Origin of the sequence: Bacillus sp. PS237, assembly GCF_037963345.1 — a bacterium.
In the GTDB taxonomy this organism is placed as follows: domain Bacteria; phylum Bacillota; class Bacilli; order Bacillales; family Bacillaceae; genus Bacillus; species Bacillus subtilis.
On sequence record NZ_CP150156.1, the window covers coordinates 1561222 to 1580296 of the forward strand.

General features: G+C 43.5%; 17 protein-coding genes. All 17 read left to right on the forward strand.

Annotated features, from left to right (window positions below):
• Window positions 1-80: 80 nt before the first annotated feature.
• The 17 genes from mraZ (at window position 81) to ftsZ (ending at window position 18940) form a co-directional block, all read left to right on the forward strand.
• Window positions 81-512 (forward strand): division/cell wall cluster transcriptional repressor MraZ, encoded by a 432-nt coding sequence (gene mraZ / locus NST22_RS08185; protein WP_003221402.1) that lies wholly within the window; start codon window positions 81-83, stop codon window positions 510-512.
• Between the two features lie 69 nt (window positions 513-581).
• A complete protein-coding gene (gene rsmH, locus NST22_RS08190) occupies window positions 582-1517 on the forward strand; it encodes a 16S rRNA (cytosine(1402)-N(4))-methyltransferase RsmH (RefSeq protein WP_003245724.1) in 936 nt (311 codons plus the stop codon).
• 39 nt (window positions 1518-1556) lie between these two features.
• Window positions 1557-1910: a cell division protein FtsL gene (ftsL, locus tag NST22_RS08195; RefSeq protein ID WP_003232200.1), complete on the forward strand. Its 354-nt coding sequence runs from the start codon at window positions 1557-1559 to the stop codon at window positions 1908-1910.
• The gene (pbpB, locus tag NST22_RS08200; protein ID WP_009968930.1) at window positions 1907-4057 is read left to right on the forward strand and encodes a penicillin-binding protein 2B; all 2151 of its coding nucleotides are present in this window, start codon (window positions 1907-1909) and stop codon (window positions 4055-4057) included. Before ftsL ends, pbpB begins: the two co-directional genes overlap by 4 nt.
• A gap of 116 nt (window positions 4058-4173) precedes the next feature.
• A complete protein-coding gene (locus NST22_RS08205) occupies window positions 4174-6114 on the forward strand; it encodes a stage V sporulation protein D (RefSeq protein ID WP_003245048.1) in 1941 nt (646 codons plus the stop codon).
• 175 nt (window positions 6115-6289) lie between these two features.
• Entirely contained in the window at window positions 6290-7774 is a 1485-nt protein-coding gene (locus tag NST22_RS08210; protein WP_003245326.1) for a UDP-N-acetylmuramoyl-L-alanyl-D-glutamate--2,6-diaminopimelate ligase, read from the forward strand.
• A gap of 111 nt (window positions 7775-7885) precedes the next feature.
• Window positions 7886-8860 (forward strand): phospho-N-acetylmuramoyl-pentapeptide-transferase, encoded by a 975-nt coding sequence (mraY, locus tag NST22_RS08215; RefSeq protein WP_003232192.1) that lies wholly within the window; start codon window positions 7886-7888, stop codon window positions 8858-8860.
• The gene (murD, locus tag NST22_RS08220; protein ID WP_003232189.1) at window positions 8861-10216 is read left to right on the forward strand and encodes a UDP-N-acetylmuramoyl-L-alanine--D-glutamate ligase; all 1356 of its coding nucleotides are present in this window, start codon (window positions 8861-8863) and stop codon (window positions 10214-10216) included.
• A 60-nt stretch (window positions 10217-10276) separates the two neighbouring features.
• Window positions 10277-11377 carry a stage V sporulation protein E gene (gene spoVE / locus NST22_RS08225; protein ID WP_003244810.1) on the forward strand — a complete coding sequence of 367 codons (1101 nt, stop codon included), beginning with the start codon at window positions 10277-10279 and terminating at the stop codon, window positions 11375-11377.
• 122 nt (window positions 11378-11499) lie between these two features.
• Complete coding sequence (gene murG / locus NST22_RS08230) at window positions 11500-12591, forward strand: undecaprenyldiphospho-muramoylpentapeptide beta-N-acetylglucosaminyltransferase (RefSeq protein ID WP_003232184.1); 1092 nt, start codon at window positions 11500-11502, stop codon at window positions 12589-12591.
• Between the two features lie 31 nt (window positions 12592-12622).
• Entirely contained in the window at window positions 12623-13534 is a 912-nt protein-coding gene (murB, locus tag NST22_RS08235) for a UDP-N-acetylmuramate dehydrogenase (protein WP_003232182.1), read from the forward strand.
• Window positions 13535-13663: 129 nt separating this feature from the next.
• Complete coding sequence (divIB, locus tag NST22_RS08240; protein WP_003232178.1) at window positions 13664-14455, forward strand: cell division protein DivIB; 792 nt, start codon at window positions 13664-13666, stop codon at window positions 14453-14455.
• Window positions 14452-15147, forward strand: a complete 696-nt coding sequence (locus NST22_RS08245; RefSeq protein WP_003245024.1) for a DUF881 domain-containing protein — start codon at window positions 14452-14454, stop codon at window positions 15145-15147. Before divIB ends, NST22_RS08245 begins: the two co-directional genes overlap by 4 nt.
• Window positions 15148-15169: 22 nt before the next feature.
• Window positions 15170-15877 (forward strand): DUF881 domain-containing protein, encoded by a 708-nt coding sequence (locus NST22_RS08250; protein ID WP_009967184.1) that lies wholly within the window; start codon window positions 15170-15172, stop codon window positions 15875-15877.
• Window positions 15878-15894: 17 nt separating this feature from the next.
• On the forward strand, window positions 15895-16260 hold the full coding sequence (locus NST22_RS08255) for a small basic family protein (protein ID WP_003238683.1): 366 nt from the start codon (window positions 15895-15897) through the stop codon (window positions 16258-16260).
• A 173-nt stretch (window positions 16261-16433) separates the two neighbouring features.
• The gene (gene ftsA / locus NST22_RS08260; RefSeq protein WP_003232169.1) at window positions 16434-17756 is read left to right on the forward strand and encodes a cell division protein FtsA; all 1323 of its coding nucleotides are present in this window, start codon (window positions 16434-16436) and stop codon (window positions 17754-17756) included.
• Window positions 17757-17791: 35 nt separating this feature from the next.
• Entirely contained in the window at window positions 17792-18940 is a 1149-nt protein-coding gene (ftsZ, locus tag NST22_RS08265; RefSeq protein WP_003232167.1) for a cell division protein FtsZ, read from the forward strand.
• Window positions 18941-19075 lie beyond the last annotated feature (135 nt).

The following is a 19075-nucleotide window of genomic DNA, read 5'->3' on the forward strand; positions in this document are numbered from 1 at the left end:
GGGTAAACAGTGTAAAATGAAGTTGTGGAGCGAAGTGGTGAATAGTGGTGAGTTAAGGAGAGAAAGTGGGGCAAGAGATCATGTTTATGGGTGAATATCAGCATACCATCGATGCGAAAGGCCGCATGATCGTACCCGCTAAATTCAGAGAAGGCCTAGGTGAGCAATTTGTGCTGACTAGAGGACTTGACCAATGTCTCTTCGGCTACCCTATGCACGAATGGAAACAAATTGAAGAAAAACTAAAAGCTCTTCCTCTCACAAAGAAAGATGCCCGCGCGTTTACCCGTTTCTTCTTTTCAGGGGCGACTGAATGCGAACTGGATAAGCAAGGCAGGGTAAATATCGCATCATCTCTATTGAATTACGCCAAACTGGAAAAAGAATGTGTTGTTATCGGGGTTTCTAATCGAATTGAATTGTGGAGTAAAGTAATTTGGGAACAATACACAGAAGAGCAAGAAGATTCATTTGCTGAAATTGCTGAAAACATGATTGGGTTTGATATATAATGATTCTTCGTGTATAACACTCTAAAAACAATTTCAATTCATCCTGATAAAAGGTGGGACCAACACAATATGTTTCAACACAAGACAGTACTTCTTCGTGAAACCGTAGACGGACTTAATATTAAACCAGACGGTACATATGTAGACTGCACACTCGGCGGAGCTGGGCATAGTACATACTTATTGCAGCAGTTATCCGAGAAGGGGCGTTTAATCGCTTTTGACCAAGATGATACGGCATTACAGCATGCTAAAGAAGTGTTGTCCGATTATAAAGGACAGCTCATTCTGATTAAAAGCAATTTCAGGTATTTAAAAGAATATTTGAATGAACAAGGCGTTACAGAAGTAGACGGCATTTTATTTGATTTAGGGGTGTCCTCTCCGCAGCTGGATACACCGGAGCGCGGATTCAGTTACCATCATGACGCACCGTTGGACATGAGGATGGACCAGTCGGCTACGCTTTCGGCGAAAGAAGTCGTTAATGAGTGGCGCTATGAGGATCTCGTCCGTATTTTCTTTAAATACGGAGAAGAGAAGTTCAGTAAACAGATCGCCAGAAAAATTGAGGAGGCAAGAATGAAGTCTCCTATTCAAACTACGGGCCAACTGGTCGATCTAATAAAAGACGCGATTCCCGCTCCAGCGAGAAGGAGCGGGGGACATCCCGCTAAACGCGTGTTTCAGGCAATCAGAATTGCCGTAAACGATGAACTTAGGGTGTTTGAAGAAGCTTTGGAGCAGGCAATTGAGGTTCTGAAGCCAGGGGGCAGGGTATCGGTCATTACCTTCCACTCGCTAGAAGACAGAATTTGCAAAACCACTTTTAAAGAAAAGTCGTCGCTTCCGGAACTTCCTCCGGGACTTCCTGTTATACCGGAAGAGTTTGAACCGGAGCTGAAGCTCATCACACGAAAACCGATTACGGCATCTCAAGAAGAGCTTGAAGAGAACAACCGGGCTCGTTCTGCCAAGCTTCGGATTGCTGAAAAAAGAAAATAACGAAACGCGAACGCAAAATTAAAAGGAGGTCATCAGCCTATGAGCAATTTAGCTTACCAACCAGAGAAACAGCAGCGGCATGCGATCAGTCCTGAGAAAAAAGTGATTGTCAAGAAAAGGGCTTCCATTACTCTCGGAGAAAAAGTGCTTCTTGTCCTCTTTGCTGCGGCGGTGCTCAGCGTATCGCTTTTGATCGTATCGAAGGCGTATGCGGCATATCAAACCAATATTGAGGTGCAAAAGCTTGAGGAGCAAATTTCATCCGAAAATAAGCAAATTGGTGACCTCGAAAAAAGCGTTGCTGATTTAAGCAAACCGCAGCGCATTATGGACATTGCGAAAAAGAACGGCTTGAATTTAAAAGATAAAAAAGTGAAAAACATACAGGAATGATTCAAATGCCAAAAAAGAATAAATTTATGAATAGAGGAGCAGCGATTCTAAGTATTTGTTTCGCTCTCTTTTTCTTTGTCATCCTGGGGAGAATGGCATATATTCAAATAACCGGAAAAGCGAACGGCGAAGTGCTTGCGACAAAAGCGACAGAGCAGCATGAAAAGAAACGGACCATCGAAGCGAGCCGCGGCTCGATTTTAGACCGAAAAGGAAAAGTCATTGCAGAGGACACAGCGACGTATAAACTGATTGCGATTCTCGATAAAAAAATGACCACTGATGTCAAGCATCCTCAGCATGTTGTAAACAAAGAAAAAACGGCGGAAGCATTGTCTAAAGTGATAAACTTGGACAAGGCCGACATCCTTGATATCTTAAATAAAGATGCAAAACAAGTCGAGTTTGGCTCAGCTGGCCGGGATATTACGTATTCACAAAAGCAAAAAATCGAAAAAATGAAACTCCCGGGCATTTCATTTTTACGGGATACAAAACGCTACTATCCAAACGGAGTATTTGCATCTAATCTAATCGGCTATGCCGAGGTTGATGAAGAAACAAATGAAATTTCCGGCGCGATGGGATTAGAAAAAGTGCTGGATAAGTATTTGAAGGAGCGGGACGGATATGTGACATATGAAAGCGACAAATCCGGCTGGGAGCTCCCGAACAGCAAAAATAAAATTACAGCGCCAAAAAATGGTGACAATGTATATTTAACCATTGACCAGAAAATTCAAACCTTTTTGGAAGACAGCATGACAAAAGTGGCGCAAAAGTATAATCCGAAAAAAATCATGGCCGCAGTCGTTGATCCGAAAACGGGCAAAGTCCTTGCCATGGGACAGCGCCCAAGCTTTGATCCGAACAAGCGCGATGTGACAAACTACTATAATGATTTGATTTCATATGCGTATGAACCCGGGTCCACGATGAAGATCTTTACACTCGCTGCTGCGATGCAGGAAAACGTGTTTAATGCGAACGAAAAATATAAATCAGGGACATTTGAAGTTGGCGGAGCACCTGTTAAGGATCACAATAACGGTGTAGGCTGGGGTCCGACAACATATCATGACGGCGTCCTAAGGTCGTCGAATGTCGCTTTTGCGAAACTGGCGAAAGAAAAGCTGGGATATGACCGCCTCAATCAATATTTGCACAAATTCAATTTTTACCAGAAAACAGGTATTGATTTGCCAGGAGAAGTCTCCAGCAAAATCAACTTTAAATATGAATTTGATAAGGCGTCAACTGCATATGGCCAAGCGTCTGCGGTCACACCAATTCAGCAGATTCAGGCCGCAACGGCAATTGCAAATGACGGTAAAATGATGAAACCTTATGTCATTGACCATATCGTTGACCCTGATAAAGATAAAACTATTTATCAAAATAAGCCGGAATCAGCCGGAACTCCAATTTCTGCAAGTACTGCGAAAAAGGTGCGGGATATATTAGGAGAAGTCGTTACATCGAAGATCGGAACAGGGCAAGCTTATAAAATCGAAGGTTTTGATGTTGCCGGGAAAACAGGTACTGCGCAAATAGCCGGTAAAGGCGGATATTTAGACGGCACAGATAACTATATCTTTTCGTTTATGGGTATGGCGCCAAAAGATGATCCTGAGCTTTTAATTTATGTTGCTGTACAGCAGCCGCAACTAAAAGCAGGACAAAGCAGTTCAGATCCAGTATCAGAAATCTTCAATCCAACAATGAAAAATAGCCTGCACTACCTAAACATCGAACCAACTGAAAAATCTGACTCAGATAAGGAAGAAACAAAAGCGCAGACAATGCCTGATTTAACAGATCAAACGGTAGCTGCTGCTCAAAAGAAAGCAAAAGAGGAGAATCTCACACCAATTGTCATCGGCAGTGATGTCGCTGTAAAAGAACAGTATCCGAAAGCGGATGAGGAAGTTCTCACCAATCAAAAGGTCTTCCTGAAAACGGGCGGCAAAATCAAAATGCCTGATATGACAGGCTGGTCGAGAAGAGAGGTTCTGCAGTACGGCGAGCTCGCGGGAATTCATATTGAAGTAAGCGGACAAGGCTACGCTGTCAGCCAAAGTGTTAAGAAAGACAAAGAAATCAAAGACAAAACCGTAATCAAGGTTAAGTTTAAAAATCCTGATTAAAAAGAAAGCCGTCGTTATGCAGGCTTTCTTTTTTTATGCCTTCAGAGGAGCATCGTTCTACCTGTCCAAATTCAGGCATAAAATGAAACAAGCCTAAATAAGGAGTGAACGGTCTCTTGCGCGTCTCGAATGTAACGGTTAGAAAACGTTTATTATTTGTTTTGCTTTTTGGCGTGATCGTGTTTCTGATCATTGATACAAGGCTGGGGTATGTTCAGTTTGTGATGGGCGAAAAACTGACTTCGCTAGCGAAAGATTCCTGGAGCCGGAACTTGCCGTTTGAGCCGGAGAGAGGCGAGATTCTGGATCGGAATGGTGTGAAGCTCGCAACAAATAAAAGTGCGCCGACCGTATTCGTCGTGCCGCGCCAAGTTCAGAATCCGATGAAAACGAGCAAGCAGCTTGCGGCGGTGCTCAATATGTCAGAAGAAAAAGTATATAAACATGTGACAAAAAAAGCGTCAATCGAAAAGATCACTCCTGAAGGGAGAAAAATTTCAAATGAGAAGGCGAAAGAAATCAAAGCGCTTGATTTAAAAGGTGTGTATGTTGCGGAGGACAGTATCCGTCATTACCCGTTCGGCAGCTTTTTATCTCATGTGCTTGGATTTGCAGGAATTGACAACCAAGGGCTCCTTGGACTTGAAGCCTATTACGACGATGATTTAAAAGGGGAAAAAGGTTCTGTTAAGTTTTATACAGATGCCAAGGGGAAGAAGATGCCTGATGAAGCGGATGACTATACGCCGCCTAAGGATGGGCTTGATATGAAGCTGACAGTTGATTCAAAGGTTCAGACGATAATGGAAAGAGAGCTTGATAACGCTGAGGCCAAATATCATCCGGACGGCATGATTGCCGTAGCCATGAATCCGAAAAACGGAGAAATTTTGGGGATGTCTAGCAGGCCTGACTTCGACCCTGCTGATTACCAATCTGTTGATCCGTCCGTCTACAATCGAAATCTGCCAGTATGGAGCACGTATGAACCGGGATCTACCTTTAAAATTATTACACTTGCAGCAGCCCTTGAAGAGCAAAAAGTAAATTTGAAACGGGATCAATTTTATGATAAAGGGCATGCTGAAGTGGACGGAGCGAGACTGCGGTGCTGGAAAAGAGGCGGGCACGGGCTGCAGACGTATCTGGAAGTTGTGCAGAACTCCTGCAACCCGGGGTTTGTTGAATTAGGCGAGCGCTTAGGAAAGGAAAAGCTTTTCAAATATATCAAAGACTTTGGTTTTGGACAAAAAACGGGGATTGATCTCCAAGGCGAGGGAACAGGCATCTTATTCCCGCTTGAGAGAGTGGGCCCGGTGGAGCAAGCAACTACGGCTTTCGGACAGGGAGTATCCGTCACGCCGATTCAGCAGGTTGCAGCAGTATCCGCCGCTGTAAACGGAGGAACGCTCTATACACCTTATATTGCAAAGGAATGGATCGATCCTGTTACGAAGAAAACGGTCAAAAAACAATCACCAATCGCAAAGAAACAAGTCATTTCTGAGGAAACATCCAAACAAATCCGCTATGCTCTAGAAAGCGTCGTCGCAGAAGGAACCGGCCGCAATGCATTTGTAGAAGGATATCGTGTCGGAGGAAAAACGGGAACTGCACAAAAGGTTAAAGATGGAAAATATCTTGAAAACAACCATATTGTATCATTTATCGGTTTCGCGCCAGCAGATGATCCGAGTCTAGTCGTCTACGTTGCGGTGGATAACCCGAAAGGCACGATTCAGTTTGGCGGAACGGTGGCAGCGCCTATTGTCGGAAATATTATGAGAGACAGTCTGCCGGAACTTGGTGTGAAGCCCCGGAAAAATCAAATCGAGAAAAAATACCAATGGAACGACACAAAAACAATAGAAGTTCCGAATGTTGTAGGGATGTCTGTCTCAGATCTTGAGTCACTATTGGTGAATCTCAATGTGGATGCTTCCGGGAAAGGGAGCAAAATCGTTAAACAATCGCCAGCTGCCGGAACGAAAGTAAAAGAAGGCTCAAAGATACGCGTGTATTTGACTGAAGAAGATGAAAAGGAGGCAGCCGATTGATTCGGGCTGCCTATTCTTTTATTGCAGAAAAAATGCTGATATCTTTCAAGATTAGCTGGATGTATCCTTTTATTTACGCTAAAATATGAACTGTATGCTTAAAATCATTACCACATCATTTGATGTGACTTCAATGATAAAAAGAACGAATTAGAATGTTGAGAGGTTTGATACGATGAAACTTACAAAGCTGCTTACATACTTAACAACCGAACCTTCTGTAAACGACTCACAAGACCCTGAAATAACTTCAATTGAGATGGACTCCAGGGAAGTAAAGAAAGGGAGTCTTTTTGTATGTGTAAAAGGGTATACGGTGGATGGCCACGATTTTGCGCAAAAAGCAGTAGAAAACGGTGCAGCGGCTATTGTGGCAGAAAGAGAGGTCGATGTGAATGTTCCTGTTATTATTGTCCGGCAGTCACTTCGCGCGCTCAGCGTTTTGTCTGATGCGTTTTACGGACAGCCGACGAAGAAGCTTCAGCTGATTGGGATAACAGGGACAAACGGCAAAACATCAACGACCCACATGGTCGATGAGATTCTGAAAAAAGCGGGAAAACGCACAGGCTTGATCGGTACAATGTACATGAAAATCGGAGACGAAACACTTCCTGTTAAAAACACGACTCCGGAAAGCGTCACGCTGCAGAAAACGTTTAAGAAAATGAATGACAAGCACGTTGACACTGCAATCATGGAGGTTTCTTCCCACGCTTTGTCTTTAGGACGCGTCCATGGCTGTGATTATGATATTGCCGTGTTTACGAATTTAACACAGGACCATCTGGACTATCATAAAACGATGGATGAGTACCGGCATGCAAAAAGCTTGCTCTTTTCCCAACTTGGCGGGGCTTTCAACCATGAACATCCAAAGCGTGCCGTCCTGAATGCTGACGATGAGGCGAGCGCTTATTTTGAAAAGGTAACAGCTGCGCATATCTCTACATACGGAATTAAAAACGATGCTGATGTGATGGCGAAGAACATCAGTATCACTGCACAGGGCACAAGCTTTGATCTCGTGACAAACAAAGGCACGAAGCACATCACGATGTCTCTCGTCGGACAATTTAATGTGTATAACGTGCTGGCCGCTGTTGCGACATGTATTGCAGCAGGCATACCGTTTGAAATCATCACTGAGGCTGTTGAAGAATTGCATGGTGTAAGAGGCCGTTTTGAATTGGTCAATCAGCAGCAGGAGTTTCCTGTCATTGTAGACTACGCGCACACACCGGACAGCCTTGAAAATGTGCTGGAGACATGCAGAGACATGACGGAAGGAAAGCTATTTGTCGTTGTCGGCTGCGGAGGAGACAGAGATAAGACGAAGCGCCCGAAAATGGCTAAAATTGCTGTGGAGCTGGCTGACGAGCCGATTTTCACGTCAGATAACCCGAGAAGCGAAGATCCTCGCGCGATTTTAAGAGATATGGAAGCCGGAGTAGAGAACGCATACTATCACAGTATTGCAAACCGCGAGCAGGCGATCTTTTTCGCAATTGCCAATGCCAAAAAAGGCGACGTTGTCCTCATTGCCGGAAAAGGACATGAAACCTATCAGCAGATCGGAAATGAAACTTTCGATTTTGATGATGCTGAAGTAGCGGCGAGAGCCATTGTTGAACTCAATAAGAATAAGACGAATTCATAGGAAAGAGATGTTACTGAATAATGGAGCTTGAAAAGATTTTTCATATGGAAAAAAATCATGAATATGATAACTACGTATGTCGTTTGAAAGAAACAGGAGGAGAAAAGGACAATGCTTGAGCAAGTCATTCTGTTTACAATTTTAATGGGGTTTTTAATTAGTGTTCTGCTCTCTCCGATTCTTATTCCGTTTTTAAGAAGATTAAAATTCGGCCAGAGTATTAGAGAAGAAGGACCGAAATCACATCAGAAAAAATCAGGGACACCGACAATGGGCGGGGTCATGATCATACTTTCTATCATAGTGACAACAATTGTTATGACACAGAAGTTTTCAGAAATAAGCCCCGAAATGGTGCTGCTTCTGTTTGTTACGCTAGGCTACGGTTTGCTTGGCTTTTTAGATGATTACATCAAGGTTGTCATGAAGCGCAATCTTGGATTGACATCAAAGCAAAAGCTGATCGGACAAATTATTATTGCGGTTGTATTTTACGCCGTGTATCATTACTACAATTTTGCGACGGATATTCGCATTCCTGGAACTGACTTATCATTTGATCTTGGCTGGGCTTACTTTATCCTTGTGCTCTTTATGCTAGTCGGCGGATCAAACGCAGTTAACCTGACTGACGGCCTTGACGGGTTATTATCCGGTACTGCGGCGATTGCCTTTGGCGCCTTTGCCATTCTGGCATGGAATCAGTCTCAATATGACGTAGCGATTTTCTCAGTTGCCGTTGTCGGTGCAGTTCTGGGCTTCCTTGTATTTAATGCTCATCCGGCCAAAGTTTTTATGGGAGATACGGGATCGCTTGCATTGGGAGGAGCCATCGTTACCATTGCCATTTTAACGAAATTAGAGATCCTGCTGGTTATCATCGGCGGTGTATTCGTTATCGAGACATTATCCGTTATTTTGCAGGTCATCAGCTTTAAAACGACAGGTAAACGAATCTTTAAAATGAGTCCGCTTCATCACCATTATGAGCTTGTCGGCTGGTCTGAATGGAGAGTAGTCGTGACGTTTTGGGCTGCGGGACTTTTGCTTGCCGTTTTAGGAATTTACATCGAGGTGTGGTTATAAGTGGAAAATGATCAATTTTTACAGAAACAGCATTTTTTAATCCTTGGGCTTGCGAAAAGCGGATATGCGGCGGCCTCCATTCTTCATGAAAAAGGCATTTATGTTGCAGTCAATGATCAAAAGCCTTTTGAAGAAAATGAACCGGCACAAAAGCTTTCTGAAAAAGGAATCGAAGTTGTTTGCGGAGAGCATCCAGTTTCTCTGTTCGATCAGCATCAAATCACGATTCTGATCAAAAACCCGGGAATTCCTTATGAAAATATCATGGTTCAGGAAGCAGAGAAACGAGGTATTCCGGTTTGGACGGAAATTGAGCTCGCTTACTACCTGACCAGCGCCAAGTTTATCGGGATTACCGGATCGAACGGTAAAACGACCACGACAACGCTAATTTACGAAATGCTCAAGGCTGACTCGCAAAAAGCACTGATTGCCGGAAACATCGGCACAGTCGCAAGTGAGGTTGCCTATCATGCTGATGGAGATGAATGGATCGTTACCGAACTGTCTTCGTTTCAGCTGATGGGAACACACGCTTTCAGACCGGAAATCAGCCTGATTTTAAATGTATTTGACGCCCATCTGGATTATCACCATACGCGCGAAAACTATGAAAAAGCGAAACAGAAAGTGTACCTTCATCAGACTGCTTCAGATAAAGCTATTGTCAACCAGGATGATGAAACCGTCGTGCGTCTTGCTGAAGCCGGAAAAGCCGAAATCGTCCCATTTTCAGTCAGCAAAACGCTTGAACAGGGCGCATATGTAAAAGACAGTATGATTATGTTTAACGGCGAAGCCATTCTTCCTCTGGAAGAGGTTGTACTGCCCGGTGCTCATAACCTGGAGAACATTTTAGCAGCTATTGCAGTTGTGAAAACGGCAGGAGCATCCAATGAGGCGGTTAAAAAGGTGCTGACAAGCTTTACTGGTGTGAAGCACCGCCTCCAATATGTCACAACTGTGAATGGCCGCAAATTTTATAACGACAGTAAAGCAACAAACATTCTGGCGACAAGCAAGGCGCTTTCAGCTTTTGATAAGCCGGTCATTCTGCTTGCGGGCGGACTGGATCGCGGAAATGGTTTTGATGACTTGAAACCTTATATGAAGCATGTCAAAGCAGTGCTTACATTTGGCCAGACGGCGCCAAAACTCGAGAAACTCGGCAATGAACTGGGAATACAACATGTCAAACGTGTCGATAATGTTGAACAAGCAGTATCTGCGGCGTTTGCGCTCTCAAATGAAGGAGATGTCATCCTGCTGTCACCCGCGTGTGCGAGCTGGGATCAATTCAAAACATTTGAAGAACGCGGTGACATGTTTATAGATGCCGTGCATATGCTTAAGTAAGGGCTTGTCTTGAAGTAAATCGGCAGCCCTAATGACTTTAAGCTTGGGGTGTCGATTGCTTTGACTACTAAAAAAACATCGCCTGATTTGTTATTGGTCATCATTACGTTATTATTATTAACAATCGGATTAATTATGGTGTACAGTGCGAGTGCGGTATGGGCGGATTATAAATTTGACGACTCATTCTTTTTCGCGAAACGGCAGCTTTTGTTTGCGGGAATCGGCGTCATTGCTATGTTTTTTATCATGAATGTTGATTATTGGACTTGGAGGACATGGTCCAAATTGCTGATGGTTATCTGCTTTTTCCTTCTGGTGCTTGTTTTGATACCGGGCGTCGGAATGGTGCGGAACGGTTCAAGAAGCTGGATCGGAGTCGGAGCATTCAGCATACAGCCTTCAGAGTTTATGAAGCTTGCGATGATTGCATTCCTTGCTAAATTTCTCTCTGAAAAACAAAAAAACATCACATCGTTCAGACGGGGGTTCGTCCCTGCACTTGGCATCGTGTTTTCAGCATTTTTGATTATCATGTGCCAGCCTGACCTCGGAACGGGGACAGTTATGGTCGGAACTTGTATTGTCATGATTTTTGTAGCCGGCGCACGGATCGCCCATTTCGTCTTTCTCGGGCTGATCGGCCTCAGCGGATTTGTCGGGCTCGTACTATCGGCTCCATATCGGATAAAGCGGATTACCTCATACTTAAATCCATGGGAAGACCCGCTCGGAAGCGGATTTCAGATCATTCAATCGCTTTATGCAGTGGGGCCCGGCGGGTTGTTCGGAATGGGGCTCGGACAAAGCAGACAGAAGTTCTTTTATCTGCCTGAGCCGCAAACAGACTTTATTTTCGCCATCTTGTCAGAGGAGCTGGGCTTTATCGGGGGAACACTTATTTTGCTCCTCTTCAGCGTCCTGCTGTGGAGAGGAATCAGAATTGCGCTTGGTGCGCCTGATCTGTACGGAAGCTTTGTCGCAGTCGGCATTATTTCAATGATTGCCATTCAAGTCATGATAAATATCGGCGTAGTCACGGGCCTGATTCCTGTAACAGGCATCACGCTCCCGTTTCTGAGCTACGGAGGCTCTTCATTGACTCTAATGCTGATGGCAGTTGGTGTGCTGCTGAATGTAAGCCGCTACTCGAGGTATTAACGAATGTATTTCCAAGCCTCCTGTCTAACATGAAGCTTGGAAACAATTGATGCGATAACCCTGTCCAACAAAACAGGGTTATCGTTATGTTATAGAGAAACTTAGACTGGGGGAAAAAAGAAATGCGAATTGCAATAAGCGGAGGCGGTACAGGGGGACATATTTATCCTGCTCTTGCTTTTATTAAAGAAGTGCAAAGACGTCATCCTAATGTGGAATTTTTATATATCGGAACAGAAAACGGGCTGGAGAAAAAAATTGTTGAGCGGGAGAATATACCGTTTCGTTCAATTGAAATTACAGGATTTAAAAGAAAATTGTCATTTGAAAATGTCAAGACTGTGATGCGTTTTCTGAAGGGCGTCAAAAAGAGTAAATCGTATTTAGCGGAATTTAAGCCCGATGCCGTAATTGGAACGGGCGGTTATGTATGTGGGCCGGTTGTCTATGCCGCTGCGAAAATGGGAATTCCGACTATTGTCCACGAACAAAACAGCCTGCCGGGCATCACGAATAAGTTTCTTTCAAAATATGTTAATAAAGTAGCGATTTGTTTTGAAGAAGCGAAATCACATTTTCCTAGCGAGAAAGTTGTATTTACGGGAAACCCGAGAGCCTCTGAAGTCGTCTCAATAAAGACGGGACGATCATTGGCTGAATTTGGGCTTTCTGAAGACAAAAAAACGGTCTTAATTTTCGGCGGAAGCCGAGGCGCTGCACCGATTAACCGCGCTGTCATTGACATGCAGGATGTGCTGAAAACAAGAGACTATCAAGTGCTGTATATCACCGGTGAAGTTCACTATGAAAAAGTAATGAATGAGCTGAAAAGCAAGGGTGCCGCTGATAATATGGTCACAAAGCCGTTTCTTCATCAAATGCCTGAGTATTTAAAGGCCATTGATGTCATTGTGGCCAGAGCCGGTGCGACAACGATTGCCGAAATTACTGCTCTCGGAATCCCAAGTGTTCTGATCCCAAGTCCATATGTGACAGCGAATCACCAGGAGGTCAATGCGAGGTCTCTTGGCCAGCATGATGCGGCGATTGTACTGAAAGAAACAGAGCTCAGCGGGGAGAAGCTGATTGAAGCGCTAGACCGGATTGTACTGAATGAGCAAACGTTAAAGGAAATGAGCGAACGAACAAAGTCACTCGGTGTTCCTGACGCGGCTGCCCGTTTATACAGCGTACTCGAGGAATTAAAAAAATAGTAGAAAAGCAAATGGAATGCGGAGGTTTACGATGGAGAAAGTGATACAGGAATTAAAAGAACGAGAAGTCGGCAAGGTTCTTGCAAATGAACCGCTCGCGAATCATACAACGATGAAAATCGGCGGACCTGCGGATGTATTGGTCATTCCAAGCAGTGTGGATGCTGTTAAAGACATCATGGACGTGATTAAAAAATATGATGTGAAGTGGACAGTCATCGGCCGCGGATCAAATCTTCTTGTTTTAGATGAAGGAATTAGAGGCGTAGTGATCAAGCTGGGGGCGGGTCTTGACCATTTGGAGCTTGAAGGGGAACAAGTAACAGTCGGAGGCGGTTATTCGGTGGTCCGCCTTGCTACATCATTGAGCAAAAAAGGCCTGTCCGGTTTGGAATTTGCTGCCGGCATTCCAGGATCAGTCGGCGGAGCGGTTTATATGAATGCCGGCGCTCACGGTTCTGATATGAGCGAGATCCTCGTCAAAGCGCATATTTTATTTGAAGACGGAACGATTGAGTGGCTGACAAATGAGCAGATGGATTTCAGCTACAGGACATCTGTACTGCAAAAGAAACGCCCGGGCGTTTGCCTTGAAGCTGTTTTGCAGCTTGAGCAGAAGGATAAGGAATCAATCGTTCAGCAAATGCAAAGCAATAAAGACTATAGAAAAAATACACAGCCGTATTCAAGCCCTTGTGCGGGAAGCATATTCAGAAATCCGCTTCCGAATCATGCCGGGAACCTTGTAGAAAAAGCAGGCTTGAAAGGATATCAAATCGGCGGTGCAAAGATATCGGAGATGCACGGAAACTTCATCGTCAATGCGGGGGGAGCATCAGCAAAAGATGTGCTTGATCTCATTGACCATGTGAAAAAGACAATCCGTGAAAAATACGAGATTGATATGCACACAGAGGTTGAAATCATCGGCGGAAATCGCTGATTCAAGTTCTGACTGAAGCTGTTCATATGATATACTGTAAGCAAACGACAAACGGCATCATAGTATGCCGTTTGTTTTGGAATAGACAGACTTTTAACAGCTGTTTCATTTGAATGAGGTGAACAGGCAATGAACCCGGGTCAAGACCGAGAAAAAATCGTTAACATTGAAGAGCGGATCCCTAAAATTAAAGAGCAGAGGAAACAAAAGGCAAACCGCCGTCTCATTTCATTTATTATGCTCTTTTTTATTATGGTGCTGATCATTGTGTACCTGCAAACACCAATCAGTAAAGTATCAACAATCTCTGTTACAGGGAATGAAAATGTATCAAAAAAGGAAATTATCGACCTTTCCGATATTAACAGCGGAGATACTGAGTTTTGGAGTTTGGACAAGCAAAAAACAGAAAAGAAGATTCAGCAAAATAAATTAGTGAAAAAAGCGGAGATCAGCAAATCGCTTCCTAATAAAATCAACATTGCAATCGAAGAATATAAAGCGATTGCTTATTTAGAAAAAGACGATGTGTACTATGAAGTGCTTGAAAACGGCTCAGTTCTGCCAAACGAAGTAACGCCGGATGATGCCGGACCGATTTTAGTGAATTGGACAAACGCGAAGAAGCGGTCTCAAATGGCCAAGCAGCTCGATGCGTTGTCAAATTCGTTAAAACAGTCGATTTCAGAAATTTATTATACGCCTGTAAAAATGGATGAAAACCGTATTAAGTTGTACATGAACGACGGTTATGTTGTTACGGCATCTATTAAAACGTTTGCAGACCGAATGAAGACGTATCCTTCTATCATCTCACAGCTAAGCAGCAATAAAAAAGGAATCATTCATTTAGAAGTTGCCACCTATTTTGAAGAGTTTGGGAAAAACGATAAAGCTGCTAAAAAGGAAGATGAAAATTGAGGGGCAAATCAGCAGTCCTTCTTTCCTTGATTATGCTTATCGCAGGTTTTTTGATTTCATTTTCTTTTCAAATGACAAAAGAAAACAACAAAAGCGCGGCTGAGACGGAAGAGTGGAAAAAAGAATATGCGCTGAGAGATGAACTGCTGAAACAAGAGAAAGAAAATAAGAAGTTTGAAAAAGAATTATATCAAAAGCAAAACAAAGTCCGCCAGGCGGAAAATAAGCTGAAGAAAGAGAAGTCGGAATACTATAATGTCCTCGAAGATACAGAAAAATACAGGATGTATATTGGGGAAGTCGGTGTGCAGGGAGAAGGCGTTGAGGTGACATTGGAAGATGCGTCATACATACCGGAAGGGGAGAATGTGAATAGTTACATCGTTCACGAAAGCCATATCTTCCAAGTAGTAAACGAACTGTATATCTCAGGAGCGGCAGCTGTCGCCGTTAATGGACAGCGTTTGACGCATGATTCGTATATCAAATGCAATGGTCCTGTGGTAACGGTAGACGGGGTGCAGCATCCCGCTCCGTTTACGGTATCCGCTATTGGAGATCCAGATGTCCTGCTGCCCTCGTTAAATATCGCTGGAGGCCTAATTGATCAGCTGTCAATGGATCATATTTCTGTGTCGGCAGAAAAAGAGAAAAACGTACAAATGAAACCGATTCTGAAAACGAAGGAATGACTGAAAAAGCGGGTGAAATAGATTGAAAATAAAGCGTTCCTTCATAAGCATCAGTGTTCTTATGGTCATCTTCGGCCTGATGATATCTGTTCAGTTTAATTCGTTAAAGCACCCCAAAGTCCGGGATACAAGAGATATGTGGGATATTAGGGAAGAGCTGACATCAGAGCAGAAGAAGCAGGAAAAGCTGCTGGCTGAAATAAACAAATATGACAAATTGCTGAATAGCTATTCGCAAACGAAAGAAATGACAAAAGAAACCGCGCTAAATAATACCTTGCAATCCTTAAAAAAAACAGCCGGCATGACCGATATAACAGGTAGCGGAATTGTCATTACGATTTCCCCGCTTTTTTCTGAAAGCTTAACAGGAGAGCCGATCGAAAATCCGCCTCCGGATTTGCTGAAAAAGCTGATAAATGAACTCAACTCCTACGGTGCAGAGCATATCTCGATTAATGAGCGAAGAGTTGTGAATCATACAGTCATCAGAGATATAAACGGCACTACAAAAATAGACGGATACGCCCTTGACGATTATCCTTTAACAGTAAAAGTGCTTGCCAAAGATCCGGACATGTTACACAGCAGAGTGAAGGGGTCAGGCCTTGAGGATCTTTTTGCATCTGAAAATTTAGCATTAAAAGCCGGTAAATCTGAAAGCAAACTAACATTAAAAGCATATGACAGACCACTGGACGTACAACAGCTGAAACTGCTTAAAGACTGAAAAGGAGGAGAATTGTCATGTGGCTGCCCGTGTTGGGACTGGTGCTCGGAATAGCGATTGGACTAATGACAAACTTAACGATACCGAGTGAATACTCAAACTATTTATCGCTTGCGGTGCTTGCCGCACTTGATACATTAATCGGCGGAATCAGGGCGCATTTACAAGGTACATATGATGAAATGGTATTTGTTTCCGGTTTCTTTTTTAATATTATATTGGCAATAAGTTTAGCTTTTCTGGGAGTCCATCTTGGTGTAGACTTGTATTTAGCAGGTATATTCGCATTTGGAGTCAGATTATTTCAGAATATAGCCGTTATCAGAAGAAATCTACTAACAAAGTGGACTCTTTCTAAAAAAAATAAAAAAAATGTGATATAAAAGAGGATATACATAGGATATAACGAATATTTTCAATAAACATAAAATGTGAAAAGCACATAAAAATATTCTGTTGTTATTTTTTGTTACACACTTGTAAAGCCACATTCATTGTATTGTTGTTCCGCAAATAATAGAATAGAAATGATCGAAATGTGAGGAGGTGCCATAGAATGAACAACAATGAACTTTACGTCAGTCTTGACATCGGTACGTCCAATACAAAAGTGATCGTCGGAGAAATGACAGATGATTCCCTTAATATTATCGGTGTGGGAAATGTACCGTCTGAAGGGTTGAAAAAAGGCTCAATCGTTGATATAGATGAGACCGTTCATTCTATAAGAAAAGCGTTTGACCAAGCTGAAAGAATGGTAGGTTTTCCGCTTAGAAAAGCTATTGTCGGCGTTAATGGAAATTATATCAATATTCAAGATACAAACGGTGTTGTAGCAGTTTCCAGTGAAAATAAAGAAATTCAGGTTGAAGATGTACGCCGTGTCATGGAGGCGGCACAGGTTGTTTCCGTACCGCATGAACAGCTGATTGTTGACGTCATTCCTAAACAGTTTATCGTAGATGGAAGAGATGAAATCACCGACCCGAAAAAAATGCTGGGTGTGCGTTTAGAAGTAGAGGGCACCTTGATCACCGGTTCAAAAACAATCTTACATAACTTACTCCGCTGCGTTGAAAGAGCTGGTATTGAAATAACTGATATTTGCCTTCAGCCGCTGGCAGCCGGTTCTGCTGCATTATCAAAGGACGAGAAAAACCTTGGTGTGGCTCTCATTGATATAGGGGGAGGGTCAACAACCATTGCCGTATTCCAGAACGGACATCTCACTTCTACCCGTGTCATTCCTCTCGGAGGCGAAAATATCACCAAAGATATCTCCATCGGATTGAGAACGTCAACAGAAGAAGCAGAACGCGTGAAAAAGCAATTTGGACATGCCTACTATGACGAAGCCTCGGAAGATGAAATATTTGAGGTAACCGTTATAGGCACCAATCAAAAACAAACATTTACACAGCAAGAAGCAGCGAATATCATTGAAGCGAGAGTAGAGGAAATTCTTGAAATTGTTTCAGAAGAGCTTCGCAGTATGGGAATTACCGATCTGCCGGGAGGCTTCGTGCTGACAGGAGGACAAGCAGCTATGCCGGGTGTCATGTCTTTGGCACAGGATGTGCTGCAAAACAATGTCAGAGTGGCAAGCCCGAATTATATCGGTGTAAGAGATCCTCAATATATGACGGGAGTGGGCCTGATCCAATTCGCCTGCCGGAATGCAAGAATCCAAGGCAGAAAAATAGGCTTTAAGATGCCTGAAGAAGCGATACAGGAAATCGCAGTCTCATCATCTGAGGAACAAGAGCAGCATCATCACCAAAATGAGGTGCAGCAGCGGCCAAAAGGAAAACAAAAAACACAAGCCGAACATAATAAACAGAGCAAAATGAAAAAACTATTAAGCATGTTTTGGGAATAGATAGATAGTCATTCGGCAGATTAGGAGGATTTAGCATGTTGGAGTTCGAAACAAACATAGACGGCTTAGCATCAATTAAAGTAATCGGAGTAGGAGGCGGCGGTAACAACGCCGTTAACCGAATGATTGAAAATGAAGTGCAAGGAGTAGAGTATATCGCGGTAAACACGGACGCTCAAGCTCTTAACCTGTCAAAAGCAGAAGTGAAAATGCAAATCGGCGCAAAGCTGACTAGAGGATTGGGAGCAGGTGCGAATCCGGAAGTCGGGAAAAAAGCCGCTGAAGAAAGCAAAGAGCAGATTGAAGAAGCACTTAAAGGTGCTGACATGGTATTCGTGACAGCTGGTATGGGCGGCGGAACAGGAACAGGTGCCGCACCGGTTATCGCACAAATCGCGAAAGACTTAGGCGCATTAACAGTCGGCGTTGTGACAAGACCGTTTACCTTCGAAGGACGCAAAAGACAGCTTCAGGCTGCAGGCGGAATCTCGGCAATGAAAGAAGCGGTGGATACACTGATCGTGATCCCGAACGACCGTATCCTTGAAATTGTTGATAAAAACACACCGATGCTTGAAGCATTCCGCGAAGCGGATAACGTACTTCGCCAAGGGGTTCAAGGTATTTCTGACTTGATTGCTACACCTGGTCTTATCAACCTTGACTTTGCTGATGTGAAAACAATCATGTCAAACAAAGGATCTGCTTTGATGGGTATCGGTATTGCTACTGGGGAAAATCGCGCGGCAGAGGCAGCAAAAAAAGCAATTTCCAGCCCGCTTCTTGAAGCGGCCATTGACGGTGCGCAAGGCGTCCTCATGAACATCACTGGAGGAACAAACCTCAGCCTATATGAGGTTCAGGAAGCAGCAGACATTGTCGCTTCGGCGTCTGATCAAGACGTAAACATGATTTTCGGTTCTGTTATTAATGAAAATCTAAAAGATGAGATTGTGGTGACAGTGATTGCAACCGGCTTTATCGAACAAGAGAAGGACGTGACGAAGCCTCAGCGTCCAAGCTTAAATCAAAGCATCAAAACACACAATCAAAGTGTTCCGAAGCGTGAGCCAAAACGTGAGGAACCTCAGCAGCAGAACACAGTAAGCCGTCATACTTCACAGCCGGCTGATGATACGCTTGACATCCCGACATTCTTAAGAAACCGTAATAAACGCGGCTAATGTAAAGGACAAAATCGTTTTCGATTTTGTCCTTTTTTGTTTTTCTCTTCACACTTTCCTTCTTATAAAGTCTTTTTCCCTATTGCTTCCTTCGCTTAGTAACAAAACAGATAATTAGACCCATTTATTTTTGTG